The sequence below is a fragment of the Pseudoalteromonas issachenkonii genome (genome assembly GCF_002310795.1).
Classification (GTDB): domain Bacteria; phylum Pseudomonadota; class Gammaproteobacteria; order Enterobacterales; family Alteromonadaceae; genus Pseudoalteromonas; species Pseudoalteromonas tetraodonis.
Genome location: NZ_CP011030.1, coordinates 2,883,057 through 2,904,066, shown reverse-complemented (window position 1 = coordinate 2,904,066; position 21,010 = coordinate 2,883,057). Strand labels below are relative to the sequence as shown.

The following is a 21,010-nucleotide window of genomic DNA, read 5'->3' as shown; positions in this document are numbered from 1 at the left end:
AGCTATTTACTGTAAATAGCTAAAAGATTAAACCGTGTTAAAACTCGGGCTCAGCTTCAAAAGTAAGTACTTGCTCCGTTACAGGGTGTTTGAGTTGTAGCATTTGTGCATGTAATTGTAACCGAGGAGCAGCAGCAAGTGCGTCTTTATGGGCGTAGAGGCGATCGCCTAAAATAGGATGGCCTAAGCTTAGCATGTGCACGCGCAGCTGATGTGAGCGCCCTGTAATAGGAGTAAGCTCTACACGGGTTGCCTGTGCTTCACGTTCAAGGACTTTAAAATGAGTGAGCGAAGGTTTGCCATTGTCATGATCAACCATTTGCTTAGGACGGTTCGGCCAGTCGCAAATAAGCGGTAAGTCAACGGAGCCTGTTTCAGTTTCAAGTTGTCCGTATACTCGTGCAATGTAACGTTTTGCTGTTTCGCGCTCTTGAAATTGCATACTTAAATGGCGGTGAGCGGCTTTGTTCATTGCTAAGCAAAGTATGCCTGAGGTAGCCATATCTAAACGGTGAACAATTTTAGCACTAGGAAAAACACGGTTGACGCGATTTATTAAGCTATCGGCATGTTTTGGGTCTTTACCTGGGACGGTGAGTAATTCGCTAGGCTTATTTACAATAAGTAAATCATCATCTTGAAACAGTATAGTTAAATACGGGCTCATAGGGGGATTGTAGTTAACTAACACGGCAGACCTCAGTGATTTTGAAGTGCGCTATTTTAGTGGAGCGAGGGCAAAGGCTCAAGTAAAAAGCGCGATATAAATATCGCGCTTTCTTTTTATACACACACGTTAGTAATCTTTAACTAACGACTGACAGCTAGGTTCTCTAGTGCGAAACCACAATCAAACGAATCGCATCGAGTTTTAACTGCGCTTTTTCAATATGTGCGGTGAGCTCATTGCGTTGTTTATCGTAAAAGGTAATTTCCTCTTGGCGAATGTTTGGATTAATTTGTTTCAGTGCAACTAATCGCTGTTGCTCTTCGCTCAACGATGTTTGCATTTTTGCTAATGACTCGGCACGAATAACATCCAGCTTTTGTTGCGCCATGTCTTTTGCGGTATTGATCATTGGATGAACCGCACTTTGCAATGCACCGGCTAATTTACTTGCTGTTTGACGACCTACCGCAGATAGTTGCTGATTAAAGCCATCAAAACCAACATTTTCACCTAAGTTATTACTGCTCTTATCGAGTAAAATACGAATTGGCGTAGGGGGTAAAAAGCGACCCACTTGCAGGACTTTTGGTGCCATGGCTTCGGCAACAAATATTAGCTCAACAAAAAAGGTGCCTGGTGGTAACTTTTTGTTTTTAAGTAACGCCACCGATGAACTACCAAAATCATCATCACAAATCATATCCATAGTGCCTTGCACCATAGGGTGATCCCAACTAATAAAGTGCACATCTTCCTGAGAAAGCGCGGTATCGCGGTCAAAGGTTACTGTCATTCCATCGTCTTTTAGCGATGGGAACGAAGCGTTTAACATGTGCTCAGTAGGTTTTAAAATAATGGTGTTTTCACCTTTATCCTCTTGGCTTACACCAAAGGTGTCGAACACGTTGATCATGTAGCTTGGCAGTTCAAACTGGTTATCGAGCTTTTCAATGTCAGCTACAAGTGAGTCAGCAGCACCTTGTCCCGATGAATGTAGCTCTAGTAAGCGATCTCGGCCACTTTCCATTTGTTTGCGTAATACTGCATTTTTCTGTGCTACTTGCTCAAGGAGTGGATCTAGCTCATCTTCATCACAATTATGAGCTGCAATGTACTCAAGTAAATCTTCGCTAAACTCTTTATACAGCAACTGCCCAGTGGTTGATGTGCTTTCAAACGCATCTAAGCCTTCGTTATACCAACGCAGTAGTACTTCTTGGGCCGTGTTTTCAAAATAAGGCACGTGAATGTTCACATCTTGTGTTTGCCCTATACGGTCTAATCGACCAATACGTTGCTCAAGTAAATCGGGGTTGAGTGGTAAATCAAATAACACTAAGTGATGTGAAAACTGGAAGTTACGACCTTCTGAACCAATTTCTGAACACAGTAATATTTGTGCGTTATCGTATTCATCGGCAAAGAATGCCGCAGCGCGGTCACGTTCAATAATCGACATACCTTCATGGAACACAGACGCTTTAATTGCTTCGCGTTCACGTAATATTTGCTCAAGGCTAATCGCTGTTTCGGCTTTAGCACAAATAAGAAGTACTTTTTCACGCTTGAGTGTTTTTAGCGTTTCAATTAACCAATCTACGCGAGGGTCAAATAATCCCCAACTTGCGCTTTCACCTTCAAATTCTTGAAATATTTTTTCTGGGAAAAGTGCACGTTGCGCACTGAGCTCGGCATTTTGAATGCCACTCATATTACCCAGTACGGTCATTGCTGTTTTGTATTGCTTAGGTAATGCCATTGGGTAGGCATGTAATTTACGGCTAGGGTAGCCATCAATGCCACTGCGGCTATTTCTAAATAATATGCGCCCAGTGCCATGGCGATCTAATAACATATTGAGTATTTCTTTACGTGCAGCAAGGTCGCCTTGTTGGGCTTTTTCAAGGATATCGGTGATATCTGTTTCTTTTAATAGCTCAATTAATGTGGCTTTTGCGCTGTCATCCAGTGCTTGTTCTTGTAATAACTGGTTAGCAGCTTCGGCAACGTCTTTGTAGTTTGCTTCTTCTTCTTTAAACACGTCATAGTCGTAAAAACGATCTGGATCGAGCAGTTGTAAACGAGCAAAATGACTACGATGACCCAGTTGGTCTGGCGTAGCGGTAAGAAGAATTAGCCCTGGAATATCTTGGCTCAGCTCAGCCATACGTTGGTATTCAGCACTGGGTTTATTGTTATTAATGCTTAAATGATGCGCTTCATCGATTACTAATAAATCCCAGTCGGCCAACGTAGCTTGTTCAAACCAGCGTTTTTTCTTGGTTAAAAACTCAAGGCTAGTAAGCACCAATTGCTCGGTATCAAATACATTAGGTGAATCAGCAAACGCTTCGTCGCAGCGTTCTTCATCAAAAATAGAAAAACGTAAATTAAAACGGCGTAGCATTTCTACTAACCATTGGTGTTGTAAGTTCTCAGGCACAACAATAAGTACACGGCTGGCACGACCGGTGATAATTTGTTGATGTAAAATCATGCCCGCTTCAATGGTTTTACCTAAGCCTACTTCATCAGACAGTAATACACGCGGTGCAAAACGTTTACCGACTTCTTGAGCAATATAAAGCTGATGCGGAATAAGATTAGCGCGTTGACCAATTAAGCCTTTAATAGGTGACTGCTGACGTTCAAACTGATGTAACCAAGTTTGATAGCGCAAAGTATACCGATCAAAACGGTCTACTTGGCCTGCAAATAAGCGGTCTTGCGGTTTATTAAATTTAATAAAGTGGTCTAAAAAGGTTTCTTTTAATTGTGCTTTTTCACCGGTATCAACACGTTCACCGTGATAGCACAGTAATTCGCCTTGTACTTCAATTGACTCAACTTGTAATTCCCACTCCTCAACGCTTCGGATCACATCACCAGGATTAAATGCTACGCGGGTTACCGGAGCTTCTGCAGAAGAATAAACACGGTTTTCACCACTGGCAGGAAATAAAATGCTGACCTGGCGGCCATCAATGGCAACAACGGTGCCTAATCCTAAATCTGACTCTGTGTCACTTATCCAACGCTGACCTAAGGAAAAATTCATGTATGTCTCGTCTATGAAGAAAAAGGCGGCTATGTTACCTGTTAGATAACACCACTGCAAGGCGCTATTTGCCTGACTTTTAATTAATTTTATAAGTATGAATTATTACCAACCCTAAGCGCTCATTAGTGCGTCGATTTTGTGGAAAATTCAAACTAAATGATATTTGTCATAAAACAGACTTTTATGACAAATAGACTAAACTCAAATTATACCTAAGTAATTAATCAAGTTTATTAGTAACCACTGATTAGTTTATTGGGTATAGCATAAAAATCATAAAACGTAAGGAAAGTACTATGGGAAAAGCTTCAAATTTTGATAGTAAAATGTATGTGCTAGATACCAATGTATTACTTCACGAACCCCTCGCGTATTTGTCATTCCAAGAGCACCAAGTTGTTATCCCAATGACCGTATTGGAAGAACTTGATCATATAAAAGATAGAAAACACGATGTGAGCCGCGATGCGCGAGTGGCTATTCGTGGCCTTGATGGGGTGTTGAGTCAGGCAACTCCCGAACAAATGTTACAAGGTGTGGCGCTGCCAAGGAATAAACAAGGCGGATCGACAGGCAGCTTAATTATTGTAAACGACCATTTATTTGCCGATTCTATTTCTGGTTTGCCGGGCAATGAAAACGACCACCGTATTATTAATTGTGCGGTGCATTTACAAAACCAGCACAGCGATAAAAAAGTCATATTAGTAACTAAAGATATTAACATGCGCTTAAAAGCCAAAGGGGCGGGGCTTAAATATGTTGAAGACTATCGTACTGATCAATTAATTGACGATATTGATTTACTCACCAGTGGTTATAAAAAAATTGAGGGCGATTTTTGGCAGCATGTCGGCCAGTGTAATACTGAGCAACACGGACGTGAAACAGTTCATCATATCCCTAAAGATTTAATTCCTGATGTGTTTTGTAATGAATATTTACTTGATGATGGCGATCAGTTTGCCGCTAGAGTTAAATCGTATGATGGTGAGCATATTACCATTAAAGATATTGGTGCAGAGCGATTGATGCATCAAAGTGCATGGGGAATAAAGCCAAAAAATATTTACCAAGCAATGGCTCTTGATGCCTTGCTCGACACATCTATTGAGCTTGTTATTTTAACCGGCCCTGCGGGATGTGGTAAAACTTTACTGGCACTTGCGTGTGCGCTAGAGATGGTGATTGAAAAAGGTATTTACGACAAAGTCATTGTAACCCGTAATACCCCTGAAATTGCAGAATCAATTGGCTTTTTGCCTGGTACCGAGGAAGAAAAAATGGCGCCTTGGTTGGCTGCCATAACCGATACCTTAGAAGTGCTGCATAAAGGTGATGAAAACCCAATTTCGAGCCGTAATTACATTATGGAAAAAGCCAATATTCAGTTTAAGTCGGTGAACTTTATGCGCGGACGTAGTATTCAAAATGCGGTGGTGATTTTACAACCCCGAATTGGAAAGATTTTAAAGTTTTTACCCCCTTGTTTTTATTGGCCTGTAGAAAAAGTAAAAAGAATTTCTCTAAACATGGATTTTTGTAACGACTTTAAGCATTCCCACAATAGCCAATCTTTACAGAGTATTTGTTATTTGGGATGTAAGTACAACACGCATTCTAGCAACGATGCAAACTTTTGGAGGGCTGCGTCATGAAAAGCTCTGTTGAAAACCGAAAACCTCGTGTTCTTGACACGTCTGCGTTGGTTCATGATCCAAAAAGTATCCTGTCATATCAAGATGATATTTACATCTGTCTAACAGTTCTAGAAGAATTAGATAACTTAAAAGAAAGAACTAACAAATCGGTTAGTGCTGATGCTCGTGTATGTATTCGTATGCTTGAAGATATAATAAATGGGCACAGTGCAGAAGAGATGGAAGCTGGTATTCCACTGCCTTCTACTGAAACAGCTAAACGAGGAAAACTGTTTATTGGAATTGATACCCAGCTCGATATGGCTAAAGAGTTAAAGCACGGTATTGGAAGTGACGCTGACAATAGAATAATTAACTATGCACTGTATCTTCAGAAGGACTTAGATAAAGACGTAGTAATTGTTAGCCGTGACATTAATATGCGCTTGAAAGCTCGAACCGTAGGGGTCATGGCAGAAGACGTTGCCGTAGATAATCAAATATCAGATATTGATCTTTTATACACAGGGGTACAAGCCTTTAAAGGAGATCTTTTTGATCGAATTAAATCAGACAAAGACTTCAAGGTTTCAGGAGAAGTTTATACTTTCCCAATAAGTCTATTTAATGATGAAGTTCAGCCAAACATGTATTGGTACGATGAAGCTGGACACATTGGGCGAATTTCAGAAGTAACAGATACTGAGGTATTCACAAAGTTATTGCCTCGTAAACAAGAAAAAGTATGGGGCATTTTGCCTAAAAATCAGCGTCAGGCAGTAGCTTTAAGCCAATTAACAGATCCATATTATGACTTAAATATCATCCTTGGCCCTGCTGGCTCCGGAAAAACTTTTTTAGCAGTTGCTTCGGCGCTGCATCAAGTATTGGAGTTAAAAAAGTACAAAAAAATCGTTGTGGTGCGCTCCAGAGACTTTATGGACGATGATCCGGGGTTTTTACCCGGTGACCTGACAGAGAAATCAATGCCGTTATTAGCAGGTATAACAGATGCGCTTATATCAATGCATTCAGGTGATAACAATGAAGGTAATATTAGTGCAACTGTTGAGCATGTGATCGAAAAAGCCAATATAGAATTTACTAGTATGGCTTACTTCCGAGGTCGTTCAATAGACGATGCTGTTTTAATCATTGATGAAGCTCAAAACATGACTAGAGCGCAAATTAAGGGCATGTTAAGCCGTGGTGGCAAAAATTGTCGCACAATCGTGTTGGGCAACTTAGCCCAGATTGATGATAAGTTTGTCACACCCGCATCTTCAGGTGCTAGCGCGGCTGTTAACGTGTATAGAAACTATGAAAAAGGCTCAGTATTGATATTTGATGAAGTAGAGCGTAGTAGCTTGGCTGAATTCACTGAAAAGAACATGTAGGCATCAAACTACAATTCACATTTCCTTATAATATTGCGACAATAGCCACTGCTTTTTGCAGTGGCTTTTCAGAGAAGCCCGTTCCCACGAAAACAGGACGAAATGGATTTACTCTGAACTAAAAGATTAAATATTCACAAAAACTGAGTGACATAGGTGCGTGGCCTAGCGTTGCCGTTTTTTGGTGTATTGATGTCTTTTAATAAAGAAGACCTGCTAGTAAATATAAAAAGGCAGGCAAAACGATTATCTAAATTATTAACTATTCCCCTTGGACAAGCCCAAGAAGCCCTAGCTATTTGTCTGTATGACTGTAACAGTTACAGCGATTTACTAGTAAAAATAAAAGCTGAATCCTTTGACAACCCATTGATAGCACTGTCTGCTCTCTCACCAAACTCGGAAATATTTTTAGTAAAAATATTAGCTAGCCACCTAGATAGCATCATTGGAAATTTTGAAAAAAAATTTCCCGGTTCCAATATAAATGAAGAATTAGTCATATCCCTTTTCGGACTTAGCTTTGATGAGTTCAAAGCCAAAATTTCTGACTGATTTTGTACAAATCCGTAAGTTGCCATTTAAAAATTTAGCGATATTATGAGTGAAAGGTTGTGCGGACAGCCTACGCCTACACATGTTTTTCGCCTTGAAAAACGTGAACAGTGAAGCGGAGCATCCGTAAAAATTTGGTTATTTGAACAATAAATAAAGCAATGTGTTGGTAGGCCATTGTTTATTGGAAAGTTGTTTGGAGAACTAAGTGATCTCACTTTATCAATTAAAGAATAAGCTCAATAAACAAGCAAAAGAGTTTGCTGAGTTATTAGAGTTTCCTGATCTTTACGCCCAAGGCCTGTGGGCTAGAGGTGTTTATAACTGCCCTCATTTTTCTGATACCCATAAATATCTCTCTGAAGTATTTGAAAAGAAAAAGCTGGACTCAATTCTAAAGCACGATTCCCTGAAATATTTAATGATCAACGAATACGATGATCAAGAAATTATTGAATCGCTTCATAAAGAAATTGAGTCAATGGCAAACCGTATTGAAAGCCTGATGCTGGTAGATATCGAAACATTAGAGTTAGTTTCAGTGATATACCAAGTTTTAGGGTTGCCTGAAAATGCCAAGTTTATTGTAAATACAGGTGCAGACTTCCGCTTAGAGTGGCGACCATACTTTGATGCCTTTGATGATCCGTTGATAGTTCAATATGCAGATTTAAAAGTTCATGGTTGTTATTTCAGGCTAATCGCTTGCAAGTTTCCGTTTGAAAAGCTTTCCTTGGATGACATTAGAAAATACATGTACATCAATCATGTAAACCATAATGGTGAGTTTGAAGGCTGTATTTCTGAAGGAAATACATTTTCTAAGCATGTGCACTGGCTGGTGTTGACACTTGAATTATTCAGTAGCGGCAAAGTAAATAAGGCTCAGTTCAATCCAACAACCTTCAAAATCGAAGGTATGCGCTATTTGGTATATGGCTTCCCATTGATTCCTTCCTTTGTATCTGATTGGCACAAACCTGATTTATGTCTACGAGTCAAAAATCTAGATGGCGATCAGAAGTTCATTGTTCGTATCGAACAGCAAGATCTTGTTTTTTATGCGAGGCGCGTTGATACCAACTTTTTTAACACAATCGATTATGAAAAATACATTTCGTTGTATCAATCTAGTGTTCTGTCACATTTTGATGCTGACAACAATTTGCTTAAAGTTGATGGGGTTAAATATCTAAGTTTTTTTCGTCCTTTTTCTGTAGAAGATATGAAAGGAGTTCAAGCATGAGACCTAGAGTAAAACTAACCAACGCAAAACTTATCTCAATTCAATCTGATACAGAGGAAAAAGTTGAACGGGTGCTTTACGGCACATTTGCTGACGAAAATGAAAATGGTAAAGAAGGAGATGCTTTATTCACGATAAAGGTTTTGGAAATCAATGGTCTAGAAAGTAAGTGCTTTGGTGTTGACTTTTATATCTTAGATGCTGAATCTAAAGAGTTTGATGTAAATGCATTTGAGTTTAATTTAATGCATGAGTGTATGTATTCTCCTAATGAGTTATTAGAGCTGCGAGATATGCTCCCGGCTAGTTATTAGTAAGGGAATACGTTGGATAGAATATATTTAAAGGATGCCTACATAGTATCTGTTTACGACTATAAAGAATTTGAAAAAATATTTCTTGGCGAGTTTTTATCAGGGGGGGTTATTGAAGATGAAACATTCAGGTTTCGGCCATTTCAGCAAATCGTGACTTCAAAGATTGTTAGCAAATCTGCTGATGAGGATAAGTTAGAAATATACACACATAGTGGGAGTTGTTATGTGATTGATGCTGACCATAAGTTAATTGATATTTCATTTGTTGAACTGGTTGTTATGAGAGCAGGAGCTTATTCGGCAGATCGAGTTTTAGAAATGAGAGAGCAACTTAAGTCTCAAAATAAAAGCCATTGAATAGCGAAGATAAGAAGTCTGATGAGATTATTATTTGTCACTTACCTCTTTGAAAAATTTGACGATAATCAAATATTCATAAATGTTTATACAGCATCAATTGACTTAGTCAAAAATTTGCATTAGTATTAGAGATGTATATTTGTAAGAGAATTTTATGTCTAAAGCATTTTCAAAAGTCTTAGTAATGACGCTTATGCTGGTTGCCTTTGTAGGGCAAGCATTTGCGTATTCTGCTATGCCTTGCGAAATGTCATCAGGTTCTCACGAATCACACATGAACATGAACATGAACATGGATCATGGTGATATGAATAAAAGCAGTAATGGTCAATCAGAAGATTGTTGTGACGTTGAATGTATTTGTCCTGCAAATGCTTGCTCATCTACGACAGTCCTAAATTCCAGTATTGATTCGACAGATATTCAAATATTCAGTGAATCTGTAGCTGCTCTGCAATCTAAACAACCTCATTCAATTTCCACTTCCCTTTATCGTCCACCAATTTTTGCCTAATACAGGATTAGTGCGTCCAAATTTCTCGCACATGTAATTAATTTTTCTGTTAGTCAATATAGCGTCGTAGCGCTATAGATATTTTCCAGCGATGTCTGGGGGCAAAAATGATCAATAAGTATTTAAAAATAGCAGTAGTAATGCTGCTTTCACCTGCGTTTGCAAACGCCAACGAACATAACCATGCACACAATAACGACGTAACACCTTTGGAGTTAATCGTTTATAAAACCCCTACTTGTGGGTGTTGTAAAAAATGGATAACTCATATTGAAGACAAAGGGATCGTTGCGCATTCCAAAGATTTCCGAAACATCGGCAACATCAAAACTAAGTATGGTATCAAACCTAATTACCGTTCATGCCACACGGCAGTGAGTAGAAATGGATTTGCCTTTGAAGGTCATATACCTGCTAAATTTATTCAGCAGTTCTTATCAGAAGAACATCCCAATGCGATTGGGCTTTCAGTTCCAGCAATGCCAGTTGGCTCTCCCGGTATGGAAGTCGATGACCGCTTTATGCCATACAACGTGTTAATTCTATTTAAAGATGGAACGAGCAAAGTCTATGCAAAAGTTAAGACATACGAGGAGCAATTCTAATGAAATTGAACTCTTCAAACCTTACTTCACTTTCAACTGCATTAATACTCGGCTTATCTGTATTCTCAGCTCAAGCTGAGAAAGTAGTGTCGCTTGAACAAGCTATCACCTTAGCTCAGCAAAATGATCCTTGGCTTCATGGTAGCCGATTGAAACAAAGTGCAGTTGAAAATAGAAGTATTGCTTCAGGTACTTTGCCTGATCCGAAAGTATCGCTAGGGATAATGAATTTACCAACAGATACTTGGGATTTAGATCAGGAAGGAATGACTCAGCTAAAGGTTGGCGTCTCTCAAATGTTTCCGAGAGGCGACAGTCTAGAGATCAAGAAAGACCAGTTACAAATTGAGTCCACGAAATTTCCACTGTTACGAGAGGATCGTAAAGCTAAGTTGAAAAGCCAAGTGTCACAACTTTGGTTAGATGCTTACTTAGCCCAACAAACTATTAAATTGATTGAAGATGATTGGTCTCTCTTTGAGCAGATGGCGGAAGTGGCTAAAGCTAGCTATTCAAACGTTGTTGGTAAAACTAGACAGCAAGATGTTATTCGTGCTCAGTTGGAAATCGTGCAGTTAGATGACAGATTAACTTCGCAAAAGCAGAAACTAGAAACGACAATCGCTCGTCTCAATGAGTGGCTTCATATTTACGATGCGGATCGTTTGAATGAATCATTCAACTTTGACGCGCAACCATTAGAGTTTAGCGTCTCAAAAGAATTGCCTTCGATTCAATTGAATAATCCAACAGTCCTAAAAGCATCTAATTACTCAAGAAATCTATTGGCTCAGGAGCTTTCGAATCACCCAGCCATACTTGCGATTGATATAAAACGCAAAGCTTCAGAAAAAGGAATTGAGTTAGCCAAACAGCAATATGAGCCGCAATGGGGTGTTAATGCTAGTTATGCCTATCGCGACAATATGCCCTCTGGTGATAGCCGAGCTGATTTATTTTCTGTTGGGGTAACGTTTGATTTACCCTTGTTTACCGAGAACAGACAAGATAAGCAAGTTGCAGCTTCTATTGCAGATTCAGAGACTATTAAAACCGAGAAACTATTACTGACAAAGCAAATGATCAGTGTTTTAGAAAAAGAACTAAGACAGCTTAAACGCTTATCAGATAGACAATCTATCTATCAAGAACAACTCCTTAAACAAACTCATGACCAAGCAGAAGCGTCATTGACAGCCTACACAAATGATGATGGCGATTTTGCCGAAGTTGTTCGAGCAAGAATTGCCGAATTAAATACCAGAATATCAGCTTTAAGAATTGATGTTGACGCACTTAAAACAGTTGCTCGTATCAACTATTTCTTTGCGCATTCTCAATCTAACTCAAATGCTGAACATAAGTCGATGCAAACTTCACACAAAACTAATCAGCACTTATCCAGTCAGCAATTTGGAGAAAAATAATGTCAACGAATACAAAAACAATTATTGCCATCATCATTGGGGCAGCACTTGGTGCTGGAGCATTGAGTTTATATCAAGGTACTGGCTCAAACAGTAATAGTAATGAAGCAACATCAGGAGAAAAAAAGCCTCTGTATTGGGTTGCACCGATGGATTCTAATTACCGCCGGGACAAGCCCGGTAAGTCGCCTATGGGGATGGATCTAATTCCAGTGTATGAGGAAGGATCATCTGGTGATGACTTTGGCCCCGGAGCAGTAAAAATTGCGCCTCATGTAGTGAATAACCTTGGGGTTCGCACTGCACCTGTTGAACTGAAAAATATGCATACTGAAATCTCAACGGTAGGTTATGTTCAATATGATGAAGATAAGCTAATTCATATCCACCCACGGGTTGATGGCTGGATTGATAAACTTTACATCAAAGCAGCAGGTAACCCTGTAGAGAAAGGGCAGCCTCTTTATACACTATATTCTCCTCAGTTAGTTAATGCTCAGGAAGAGCTGTTAATAGCGTTAAAGCGCAACAATAGTTCTTTAATTTCAGCAGCCAAAGATCGCCTAAAAGCGTTACAGCTTTCAGCAGACTTTGTTCAAAAGCTAGAAAAGACACGAAAGGTTCAGCAAACAATTACCTTTTATTCACCACAAGCAGGTGTTGTCGATGGTTTGAAGGTTAGAGAAGGTTTTTATGTAAAGCCGGGAAACACCTTATTAAGCATTGGCCAGCTAGATCAAGTTTGGGTTGAAGCAGAAGTGTTTGAACGTGACGCAGCCTTAATTAAAAAAGGACTTCCTGTATCAATGACACTGGATTATTTACCCGGTGAGGACTGGGCTGGTGTCGTTGATTATGTTTATCCAACATTGAACAGTAAAACACGCACACTCCGAGTGAGATTGAAATTTGATAACACAGACTATCAATTAAAACCAAATATGTTTGCACAAGTCTCTATTCACGCTAATCAAGCTGATAGCACCATCCTCGTGCCTAAAGAAGCCGTTATTAGAACAGGTAAACAGGACAGAGTAGTACTTGCGTTAGGTGATGGGCAATTTAAATCTATTGAAGTGACTATTGGCCGGGTTGATATCGACAGCATCGAAATATTAGACGGCTTAAATGAAGATGATGTTGTGGTGACATCTGCCCAATTCTTGATTGATTCTGAATCAAGTAAAAGCTCTGACTTTAAACGAATGACTCATGATGAAGTGCCTAACTCTGTTTGGATGCAAGGGGATGTTAATAGTGTTATGGCAGGGCACCGCATGGTTAATATTTCACATGGCCCTGCTGAAGCTTGGGATTGGCCTGAAATGGTTATGGATTTTACTGTGGCTGAAAAAGTCGATATTGACTCATTAAAGTCAGGTCAATCTTTGCACTTTGAAGTGAGCAAAACCGAAGACGGTGGATATGAAATTACTGGAATTCATATCATGAGTGAGCCTGAAGTATCATCAGCAACAGTATCTGGTTTGATTAATGCGATTGATATTGATACACGGATTCTAAATATTAGCAGAGGCCCAATAGAGAAATGGGATAGACCTGCTGCGACGATGGATTTTATCGTCGCGGACAATATAGAAATGGTTGATTTCAATGTCGGTGATAATGTCACTTTCACTTTTGAGGTTAGAGATGACTTAGTTATCACTGACATTTCTCTTGAATCAGATGAACAACACGGCAAGGAAAATAAAGCTGCTGTTGATCATTCTAATCATTAAGTGGGAGAAAAATAATGATTGAATCAATTATTAGATGGTCTATCGGCAATCGTTTCTTTGTTTTGTTGATTACCTTAATTATCGCGTTTGGTGGTTTGTATTCATTACAAAAAACACCAGTAGATGCACTCCCCGATCTTTCTGATGTGCAGGTGATAATTAAGACGAGCTATCCGGGACAGGCACCACAAGTAGTGCAGGATCAAGTGACATTTCCTCTTACTACAGCGATGTTATCAGTGCCGGGGGCGCAAACTGTTCGTGGTTACTCATTTTTTGGTGATTCCTACGTCTACATTATTTTTGATGACGATACTGATTTGTATTGGGCTAGAAGCAGAGTACTTGAATACTTAAGCCAAGTAGCATCAAGCCTGCCTGATTCGGCAAAACCTCAATTAGGACCTGATGCAACAGGTGTGGGTTGGGTATACATTTACGCTTTAACAGATAAGTCTGGAAACCATGATCTAAGCCAATTAAGAAGCATTCAAGACTGGTTCTTAAAGTATGAACTACAAACTGTTCCGGGCGTGTCCGAAGTTGCCGCCGTTGGTGGTATGGTTAAGCAGTATCAAGTGCAAGTAGATCCTGATAAATTGAGAGCTTACGATATTCCTCTAAGTTTAATACAAATAGCCTTACAAAAAGGGAACAAAGAAACTGGCGCATCCGTTGTGGAAATGGCTGAAGCTGAATATATGGTTACCGCAACGGGGTATATTCAATCAGTTAGTGATATAGAGAAAATCCCACTTGGTATTAACGAACAAGGCACGCCATTGCGTATTGGTGATGTTGCTACCGTTAATTTAGGGCCTCAAATGCGCCGTGGTATCGCAGAGCTTAATGGTGAAGGCGAAGTTGTTGGTGGTGTTGTCGTTATGCGCTTTGGTGAAAACGCTCAACAAACCATAAACGGGGTAAAAGAAAAACTTGAATCGCTTAAATCTTCTCTACCAGAGGGGGTGGAGATTGTCCCTGTTTATGACAGATCGAAGTTAATAGATCGTGCTGTTGATAATCTTTGGAGCAAGTTGCTAGAGGAGCTTGCAGTCGTTGCTATTGTCTGTGTGGCTTTCCTATTTCATCTTCGCTCATCTATTGTGGCAGTTGTTACTCTGCCATTAGGTATCTTGGTGTCGTTCATTATCATGTATATGCAAGGCATCAATGCCAACATTATGTCTTTAGGCGGTATCGCTATTGCGATTGGTGCGATGACTGATGGTGCAATAGTGATGATTGAAAATATGCACAAGCATATGGAGAAAACACCACTAACAGATGAAAATCGCTGGCAAATTGTTGCTAAGGCTGCGAGTGAAGTAGGCCCTGCACTATTTTTTAGCTTACTGATCATTACAGTCTCATTCTTACCTGTATTTATCTTGGAAGCGCAAGAAGGAAGAATGTTCTCTCCGCTCGCCTATACAAAAACCTATGCAATGGCGGCATCAGCAGGTTTGGCGATCACATTGGTGCCTGTTTTGATGGGCTACTTTATTCGAGGCAAAGTTGTTTCTGAAAAGAAAAACCCGTTAAACCGATTATTGATTGCTATCTACATGCCTGTTTTAAAGCAAGTCATGAAGTTTCCAAAATCGACAATAGTAGCAGCAATATTAGTGACTATCGTTGGCTTTTGGCCTGTCGATAAAATTGGTAGTGAATTCATTCCGCCATTGGATGAAGGCGATCTCATGTATATGCCTACTACCTATCCCGGTATTTCAATTGGTAAAGCAAGGGAGTTATTGCAGCAAACAGACAAGCTTATTCGCACTGTGCCAGAAGTTGAAACTGTATTTGGTAAAGTAGGAAGAGCTGAAACTGCAACCGATCCTGCACCTTTAACCATGATTGAAACCTTTATTCAATTGAAGCCACGAGAGCAGTGGCGAGAGGGTGTGACTACTGAATCGTTAAAAGCTGAGTTTGATAAATTGGTTAAGTTTCCGGGCTTAACGAATGCTTGGGTTATGCCAATCAAGACCCGAATCGACATGTTAGCAACAGGCATAAAAACGCCTGTGGGTATTAAAGTCGCCGGACCAGAGCTTGATGTGATTCAGGAAATCGGCCAACAAATAGAGCAAATTTTACCCGAAGTTACAGGCACAGCATCAGTTTACTCAGAGCGAGTTGCAGGTGGACGATATATCAAGGTTGATATTTCACGCGATAAGGCAAGTCGCTTTGGGTTAAACATCGAAGATGTTCAACAAGTGGTTTCTACAGCTATTGGTGGTATGAACGTTACCCAAACGGTAGAAGGTCAAGAGCGTTACCCTGTTAACTTACGCTATCCGCAAGACTATCGAGACTCTCCTGAGCAGCTATCACGATTACCTGTTGTAACACCAAGTGGTCAACGCATTGCACTAGGTGATGTCGCAGATATTCGAGTTGAGAACGGTCCGCCGGGAATTAAGAGTGAAAATGCTCGTTTAAATGGCTGGACGTTTATCGATATAGACGGTGTTGACGTAGGTACTTATGTTGAAAGTGCAAAAATACACTTGGCTAATAATCTAAAACTACCAGCAGGTTATTCAATTACTTGGGCTGGGCAATACGAATATATGGAAAGAGCGAAAGAAAAGCTCACCTATGTATTGCCTTTAACACTCGCCATTATTGTTATTCTACTTTACTTAAACTTCAGAGCGTTTAGTGAGGTGGCTATCATTATCGTTACCTTGCCGATGGCGATGATTGGTGGCTTATGGTTGATGTATCTGGAAGGGTTTAACTTCTCTGTGGCTGTTGGCGTGGGCTTTATTGCTCTAGCTGGGGTAGCGGTTGAGATTGGTGTGATAATGTTGGTCTATCTCAATCAGGCACTTGCTGAGCTTAAGGAAAAAGCTGAAGAGCGAGCTGAACCTATCTCTGATGATGCATATCAAGATGCATTATTGCACGGTGCAGGCTTACGAGTTCGTCCAGTAATGATGACAGTTGCAACAATCATTATCGGCTTGATGCCCATTTTATATGGTACAGGAACAGGTTCGGAGATTATGAGTCGTATTGCTGCACCTATGGTAGGCGGAATGACAAGTGCTGTGCTACTCACTCTTATTGTGCTCCCAGTAATTTACTCAATCGTTAAAAAGCCAGAATTAAACGCCTTTAACAAGGAGCTTTCTAAGGCGGAGCTAAAAAGTAATGCTTAGCACGGCTAGAAAATATCACAAATGGCTAATGGCATTTGTCGGAATACAATTCCTCTTCTGGTCTATTACAGGCGTGTATATGGTGACTATGGATATTCACTATATACACGGCGAAACCTTGGCTAAGAGTGAGGAAGCCAAAATAGATTTAGCAAGTATGGATTACTCCATTGTAAAGCTAGCTGCGGATTATCCTAAAGCTAGCCAAGTTACACTTACTCAAAGTATGGGCCGTCCTTTGTATTCTTTTATTAATGGAGAAAATGGAAAAGTAGCAATAGATGCTAAAACTGGAGCTGTTCAGGCACTTGTAGATGAAATCAAGGCTAAAGAAATCGCACAATACCATTATGCGCTGAATCATCAAATCGACAGCGTAAGGTTGATTAAGTCAGCGACAAACTTGCCTGCTGAGTTGTCCCCAAGGCATTTACCTGTTTGGAGAGTGACGTTTGAGCAATTCTCCACACCGACATTTTATATAAGTCAACAAACAGGATCACTTGTTGCCAAGCGTCATGATTACTGGCGATTGTTTGATTGGATGTGGCGGTTCCACATTATGGATTACTATGATGGAGAAAACGTATCTAACTGGTTTTTGTTCTTGGTCGCAACTCTAGGTCTAATGGGAGCAATTACTGGCGCAGTATTGACTTATTACCGAGTGCTTTCCCCAAATAAAAAGGGAGTCATTTGATGCGACTATTTAAGTTAAATACAACGATACACAAGTGGCTTTCTTTATTTGTTGGTTTACAACTGCTTATTTGGTTGGGAACGGGCCTTTACTTCAATTTGATGGATCACAGTAAAGCCAGTGGTAATGAACTTAGAGTTCATTCTCATCATGAAGGTAGCATTACAGGCTTTGACCTATTCCCTATTAAAGACATTACTAGTAATGCTCCGCAGGAAGTAAACCTTATATGGGTTTTACATCAGCCTTACTATCATTTTGTGTTCGATAAGGGGCAGCATAGCTATCAAGAACGCCACTCAAAGCTATTTGATGCTGTAACAGGAAAGCCATTTAATTTGTCTGAAGAACAAGTACTAACTTTGGCAAAAAACTCCTACTCAGGACAGGGTAAGTTAACTACTCCAGTGTTATCTCAACCTCCGTTTTCTGATCACGTAAGGCAGCAAAATCCTATGTGGCAAGTTGCCGTTGAGGATGAGAACAATACAACTATTTATTTAGATAGTATTACAGGTCAAGTACTTCGCCATGCCAATGATGATTTCAGATTGAAAGATCTGATGATGAAGCTTCACTTTATGGACTATGGCAATTCTGGAGGATTTAACCATTGGTTGATCATTGCATTTGCTTTTGCAACGCTATTCCTTTCAATTACTGGTGTTACTTGGCTGATACAACAGTATCGAAGTGGTTTACTGAAGCTAGGTTGGGGCACTAACAGGCAAAAAGTGGCAGTGACGTTTTCCAATGAAAATACTATTACTGACATCTCAGCAGTTGGTCGCTCAACTGTACTAGAAGGGCTAGCTAGTTCACATGTATACCTTCCTTCAGGTTGCGGTGGTGGCGGTACTTGTGGCAAATGCGTGTTCTTAAGTTCAACTAAATTACCTATCACACTATCTGAACAGGAACATTTATCTCAGGAGCAACTTAAGGAAGGTTATCGGCTTGGATGTCAGCATAGGTTCTCTGAAATTAGTTCGATTGAAGTTAATACTGATCGCAATATTGAAAATCATGAGCTAGTTGTGGTTGCGACTAATTTCATTACTCCTTTTATCAAGGAAGTGAAATTTAAGCTGAAATCAGGCAAACAGTTGGCATTTAAAGCTGGTGCATATATGCAATTTGATGTGCCAGCAGGGATTAATAGCTTACGTCCAGATGATATGCCAGAGTGCTATGAAAAATACTGGGATAGCTACTATCATGGAAAATTTTCTCATAACGGTGTAACTCGCCACTACTCATTAGTTAACTTTGACGAGGAGTCTGATGAGTTAATGTTTAATATCCGTTGGCAGACCGCAAAGAATGGTTTTAAAGCAGGAATAGGTTCAAGTTATTTAGGTTCACTCCAAGTAGGTGAAACGATAACTGCAAAAGGCCCTTTTTCTGATTTTTATGCCACTTCAAATAAAAAAGTTAGTCGCGTGTTTATTGGTGCGGGTTCAGGACTTGCACCACTGAGGTCTATTATTTTTGAACAGTTGAAAAAGCATAAAGATAAAAGTGGTTTGACTCTTATCTATGGTGCGCGAACTGAAGATGACTTGCTATACCATAATGAATTGAAGTCACTGAGTGAGAAGCATAAAAACTTCTCTTATATTCCTACTCTTTCTAATCCTTCAGAAGAATGGCAAGGGCACTCAGGCTATGTTCAAAAAGTACTTCTGCCGTATATGAACCAAAAATCAGAACTGCTTTTGGCTGAGTTTTACTTGTGCGGTCCAGAAGCAATGATGAGTGAAGTGGAAAAAATAATTACAGATGCTGGGATTCCAAGTAATAAAATTTTCAAAGATAAATTTAGTCGTTAATCCATTAAATAAATAGAGGTATATATGAAAACATTAATTAAATTTTTAACCGTAATCAGTGTCGTTTTTAGTAGTGCGGTATTTGCGCATGTGCATCTTGAAAAAAGTGTGCCTGCTGATAATGCAATGCTAATGAATCCTCCAGAAGAGTTAACTTTGGTGTTCACCAAAGAGGTACGGGTTGTAAAAGTTTCATTGGCCAATAAACAAGGCGAAGAATTTAAATTTGGATTCGAGCCTTCTAAAGTCGCTACTAGCAAATTTACATGGAAACTACCTAAATTAGCTCCTGCAAACTATGCTGTGGATGTAACCTTCTTAGGTAACGATGGTCATAAAATGAAACATAGCTTCGGCTTTATGGTTCACTAAAATAGGCGGTGTGATTGATATGGAAATGTATATCTGGAATACAGTCATTGTACTGTCAAAAATTGTATTTTACGTCGGCTTTGCCTGTATTGCTGGTTATACATTTTTCAGGCAAATATTTGAGAATAATGAATCTCATACTAATGCTGTAATAGCGAATTTAACGTGGACAAGAACTTATATAGTTATGGCTTTGATCGCTAATATTACTTGGTTCTTTGCCAGTACTGGTGCAATGGCAGAAGAGGGAATTCAGGGGGCGATAGACGCTGATATATTGGCTATTATGTGGGACTCCTCTGTCGGCACTGGAGCTTTGCTTCGAGCGCTTGGGCTAGTTACCGCAATAATCGCTTTAGCTTTAAGGTTCAAACTCGCTGTGAACTCGTACTTAAAACAAAGCGCTTTAATGTTGAGTTTATTAATCCTTGCATACTCATTCACGTTACTGGGTCATATTTCTGAGTTAGGCACAATTGAAAAAGGCTTGCTTATTTTGCATGTGCTCGTTATGGCATGGTGGTTTGGGGCGTTATTGCCACTAAAACAGGCTTGCCATCAGCTAAGTTATGCAGAACTTCATTTGCTGATGGAAAGCTTTGGCAAACAAGCAAGTTTTACATTGAGCCTATTGTTGGTAGCAGGCCTCTGGCTCGTGATTCAATTGGTCGGAAGTCTTGATGCACTAATAAGCTCAAGTTACGGACAAACACTGTTGTTTAAATTGGCCCTTGTAGTGTCTATTTTGGCACTTGCTGCTAAACATAAACTAATACTCGTTCCACAACTTAAAAATAGTCAAGGCAGAGAGGCTTTATCTAAATCTATCTCGATAGAAATGGTAGTAGCTTTTGCCATTTTATCTGTAACGGCTGGGCTTACTAGTGTTGTTGGCCCTGCAAATTAAAACCTAAAAGAGAAAATGAAAATGAAAACAATAAATATCCTACTCGTTTTATTAATGACGTTTAGTTTCGCAGCAAACGCTCATGGTGATAAGAATAAAGACAAAGGATTGTTTAAAGGTGTAGATACACCAGCCGCAAAAGTTGTTTTGGCATTTCATCAAGCACTTGAAACTGGCAATCAAAAACAGGCTAGAGCGCAGTTAGCGGATGATGTCATCATTTTCGAGGGAGGCCGCGTTGAAAGGAGCGCTGATGAATATGCTCATCATCATATGTTGTCGGATATGAAGTATTTAGCAGCGATGAAGAGCGACACACTTGAACATCAAGTGACGATACTTGGAAATACAGCTATCTCTGCCTCGCGTAGTCAAACTAAAGGTACTTACAATGGTGAAGAACGTGATTATCAAGGGATGGAAACAATGGTTCTCGAAAAGCAAAACGGTGAATGGAAAATTAAGCACATTCATTGGTCACACTAA

Annotated in this window: 18 protein-coding genes; 16 read left to right on the top strand and 2 right to left on the bottom strand. The window is 39.8% G+C overall.

The window, feature by feature from the left end; all coding sequences use genetic code 11:
- Nucleotides 1–37: 37 nt before the first annotated feature.
- Nucleotides 38–691, bottom strand: coding sequence for a bifunctional tRNA pseudouridine(32) synthase/23S rRNA pseudouridine(746) synthase RluA (rluA, locus tag PISS_RS13470; RefSeq protein WP_083494664.1), 654 nt, complete (start codon nucleotides 689–691; stop codon nucleotides 38–40).
- A 142-nt stretch (nucleotides 692–833) separates the two neighbouring features.
- Nucleotides 834–3,728: an RNA polymerase-associated protein RapA gene (rapA, locus tag PISS_RS13465; RefSeq protein WP_058155255.1), complete on the bottom strand. Its 2,895-nt coding sequence runs from the start codon at nucleotides 3,726–3,728 to the stop codon at nucleotides 834–836.
- A gap of 299 nt (nucleotides 3,729–4,027) precedes the next feature.
- On the opposite strand from rapA, the gene PISS_RS13460 reads away from it, so the two are divergent.
- The 16 genes from PISS_RS13460 (at nucleotide 4,028) to PISS_RS13385 (ending at nucleotide 21,010) form a co-directional block, all read left to right on the top strand.
- On the top strand, nucleotides 4,028–5,389 hold the full coding sequence (locus PISS_RS13460; protein ID WP_058155254.1) for a PhoH family protein: 1,362 nt from the start codon (nucleotides 4,028–4,030) through the stop codon (nucleotides 5,387–5,389).
- A complete protein-coding gene (locus PISS_RS13455) occupies nucleotides 5,386–6,768 on the top strand; it encodes a PhoH family protein (protein ID WP_058155253.1) in 1,383 nt (460 codons plus the stop codon). The genes PISS_RS13460 and PISS_RS13455 overlap by 4 nt, the downstream gene beginning before the upstream one ends.
- Nucleotides 6,769–6,960: 192 nt before the next feature.
- The gene (locus PISS_RS13450) at nucleotides 6,961–7,323 is read left to right on the top strand and encodes a hypothetical protein (RefSeq protein ID WP_024595179.1); all 363 of its coding nucleotides are present in this window, start codon (nucleotides 6,961–6,963) and stop codon (nucleotides 7,321–7,323) included.
- Nucleotides 7,324–7,531: 208 nt separating this feature from the next.
- The gene (locus tag PISS_RS13445; protein WP_013465892.1) at nucleotides 7,532–8,569 is read left to right on the top strand and encodes a hypothetical protein; all 1,038 of its coding nucleotides are present in this window, start codon (nucleotides 7,532–7,534) and stop codon (nucleotides 8,567–8,569) included.
- Nucleotides 8,566–8,883: a hypothetical protein gene (locus PISS_RS13440; RefSeq protein ID WP_008109627.1), complete on the top strand. Its 318-nt coding sequence runs from the start codon at nucleotides 8,566–8,568 to the stop codon at nucleotides 8,881–8,883. The genes PISS_RS13445 and PISS_RS13440 overlap by 4 nt, the downstream gene beginning before the upstream one ends.
- Nucleotides 8,884–8,895: 12 nt before the next feature.
- On the top strand, nucleotides 8,896–9,243 hold the full coding sequence (locus PISS_RS13435; protein WP_016899198.1) for a hypothetical protein: 348 nt from the start codon (nucleotides 8,896–8,898) through the stop codon (nucleotides 9,241–9,243).
- A 157-nt stretch (nucleotides 9,244–9,400) separates the two neighbouring features.
- Nucleotides 9,401–9,760, top strand: coding sequence for a hypothetical protein (locus PISS_RS13430; protein ID WP_004589251.1), 360 nt, complete (start codon nucleotides 9,401–9,403; stop codon nucleotides 9,758–9,760).
- A gap of 107 nt (nucleotides 9,761–9,867) precedes the next feature.
- The gene (locus tag PISS_RS13425; RefSeq protein WP_004589252.1) at nucleotides 9,868–10,365 is read left to right on the top strand and encodes a DUF411 domain-containing protein; all 498 of its coding nucleotides are present in this window, start codon (nucleotides 9,868–9,870) and stop codon (nucleotides 10,363–10,365) included.
- Nucleotides 10,365–11,792, top strand: a complete 1,428-nt coding sequence (locus PISS_RS13420) for a TolC family protein (protein WP_004589253.1) — start codon at nucleotides 10,365–10,367, stop codon at nucleotides 11,790–11,792. The genes PISS_RS13425 and PISS_RS13420 overlap by 1 nt, the downstream gene beginning before the upstream one ends.
- Nucleotides 11,792–13,534, top strand: coding sequence for an efflux RND transporter periplasmic adaptor subunit (locus tag PISS_RS13415; protein ID WP_004589254.1), 1,743 nt, complete (start codon nucleotides 11,792–11,794; stop codon nucleotides 13,532–13,534). Before PISS_RS13420 ends, PISS_RS13415 begins: the two co-directional genes overlap by 1 nt.
- A gap of 14 nt (nucleotides 13,535–13,548) precedes the next feature.
- Nucleotides 13,549–16,713 (top strand): efflux RND transporter permease subunit, encoded by a 3,165-nt coding sequence (locus tag PISS_RS13410; protein WP_004589255.1) that lies wholly within the window; start codon nucleotides 13,549–13,551, stop codon nucleotides 16,711–16,713.
- An 88-nt stretch (nucleotides 16,714–16,801) separates the two neighbouring features.
- Nucleotides 16,802–17,413: a PepSY domain-containing protein gene (locus tag PISS_RS13405; protein WP_232311327.1), complete on the top strand. Its 612-nt coding sequence runs from the start codon at nucleotides 16,802–16,804 to the stop codon at nucleotides 17,411–17,413.
- A complete protein-coding gene (locus tag PISS_RS13400) occupies nucleotides 17,413–19,245 on the top strand; it encodes a 2Fe-2S iron-sulfur cluster-binding protein (RefSeq protein ID WP_058155252.1) in 1,833 nt (610 codons plus the stop codon). Before PISS_RS13405 ends, PISS_RS13400 begins: the two co-directional genes overlap by 1 nt.
- Nucleotides 19,246–19,269: 24 nt before the next feature.
- The gene (locus tag PISS_RS13395; protein ID WP_004589258.1) at nucleotides 19,270–19,617 is read left to right on the top strand and encodes a copper resistance CopC family protein; all 348 of its coding nucleotides are present in this window, start codon (nucleotides 19,270–19,272) and stop codon (nucleotides 19,615–19,617) included.
- A 19-nt stretch (nucleotides 19,618–19,636) separates the two neighbouring features.
- Nucleotides 19,637–20,524, top strand: a complete 888-nt coding sequence (locus PISS_RS13390) for a copper resistance D family protein (RefSeq protein WP_024596191.1) — start codon at nucleotides 19,637–19,639, stop codon at nucleotides 20,522–20,524.
- A gap of 15 nt (nucleotides 20,525–20,539) precedes the next feature.
- The gene (locus tag PISS_RS13385) at nucleotides 20,540–21,010 is read left to right on the top strand and encodes a YybH family protein (RefSeq protein ID WP_058155251.1); all 471 of its coding nucleotides are present in this window, start codon (nucleotides 20,540–20,542) and stop codon (nucleotides 21,008–21,010) included.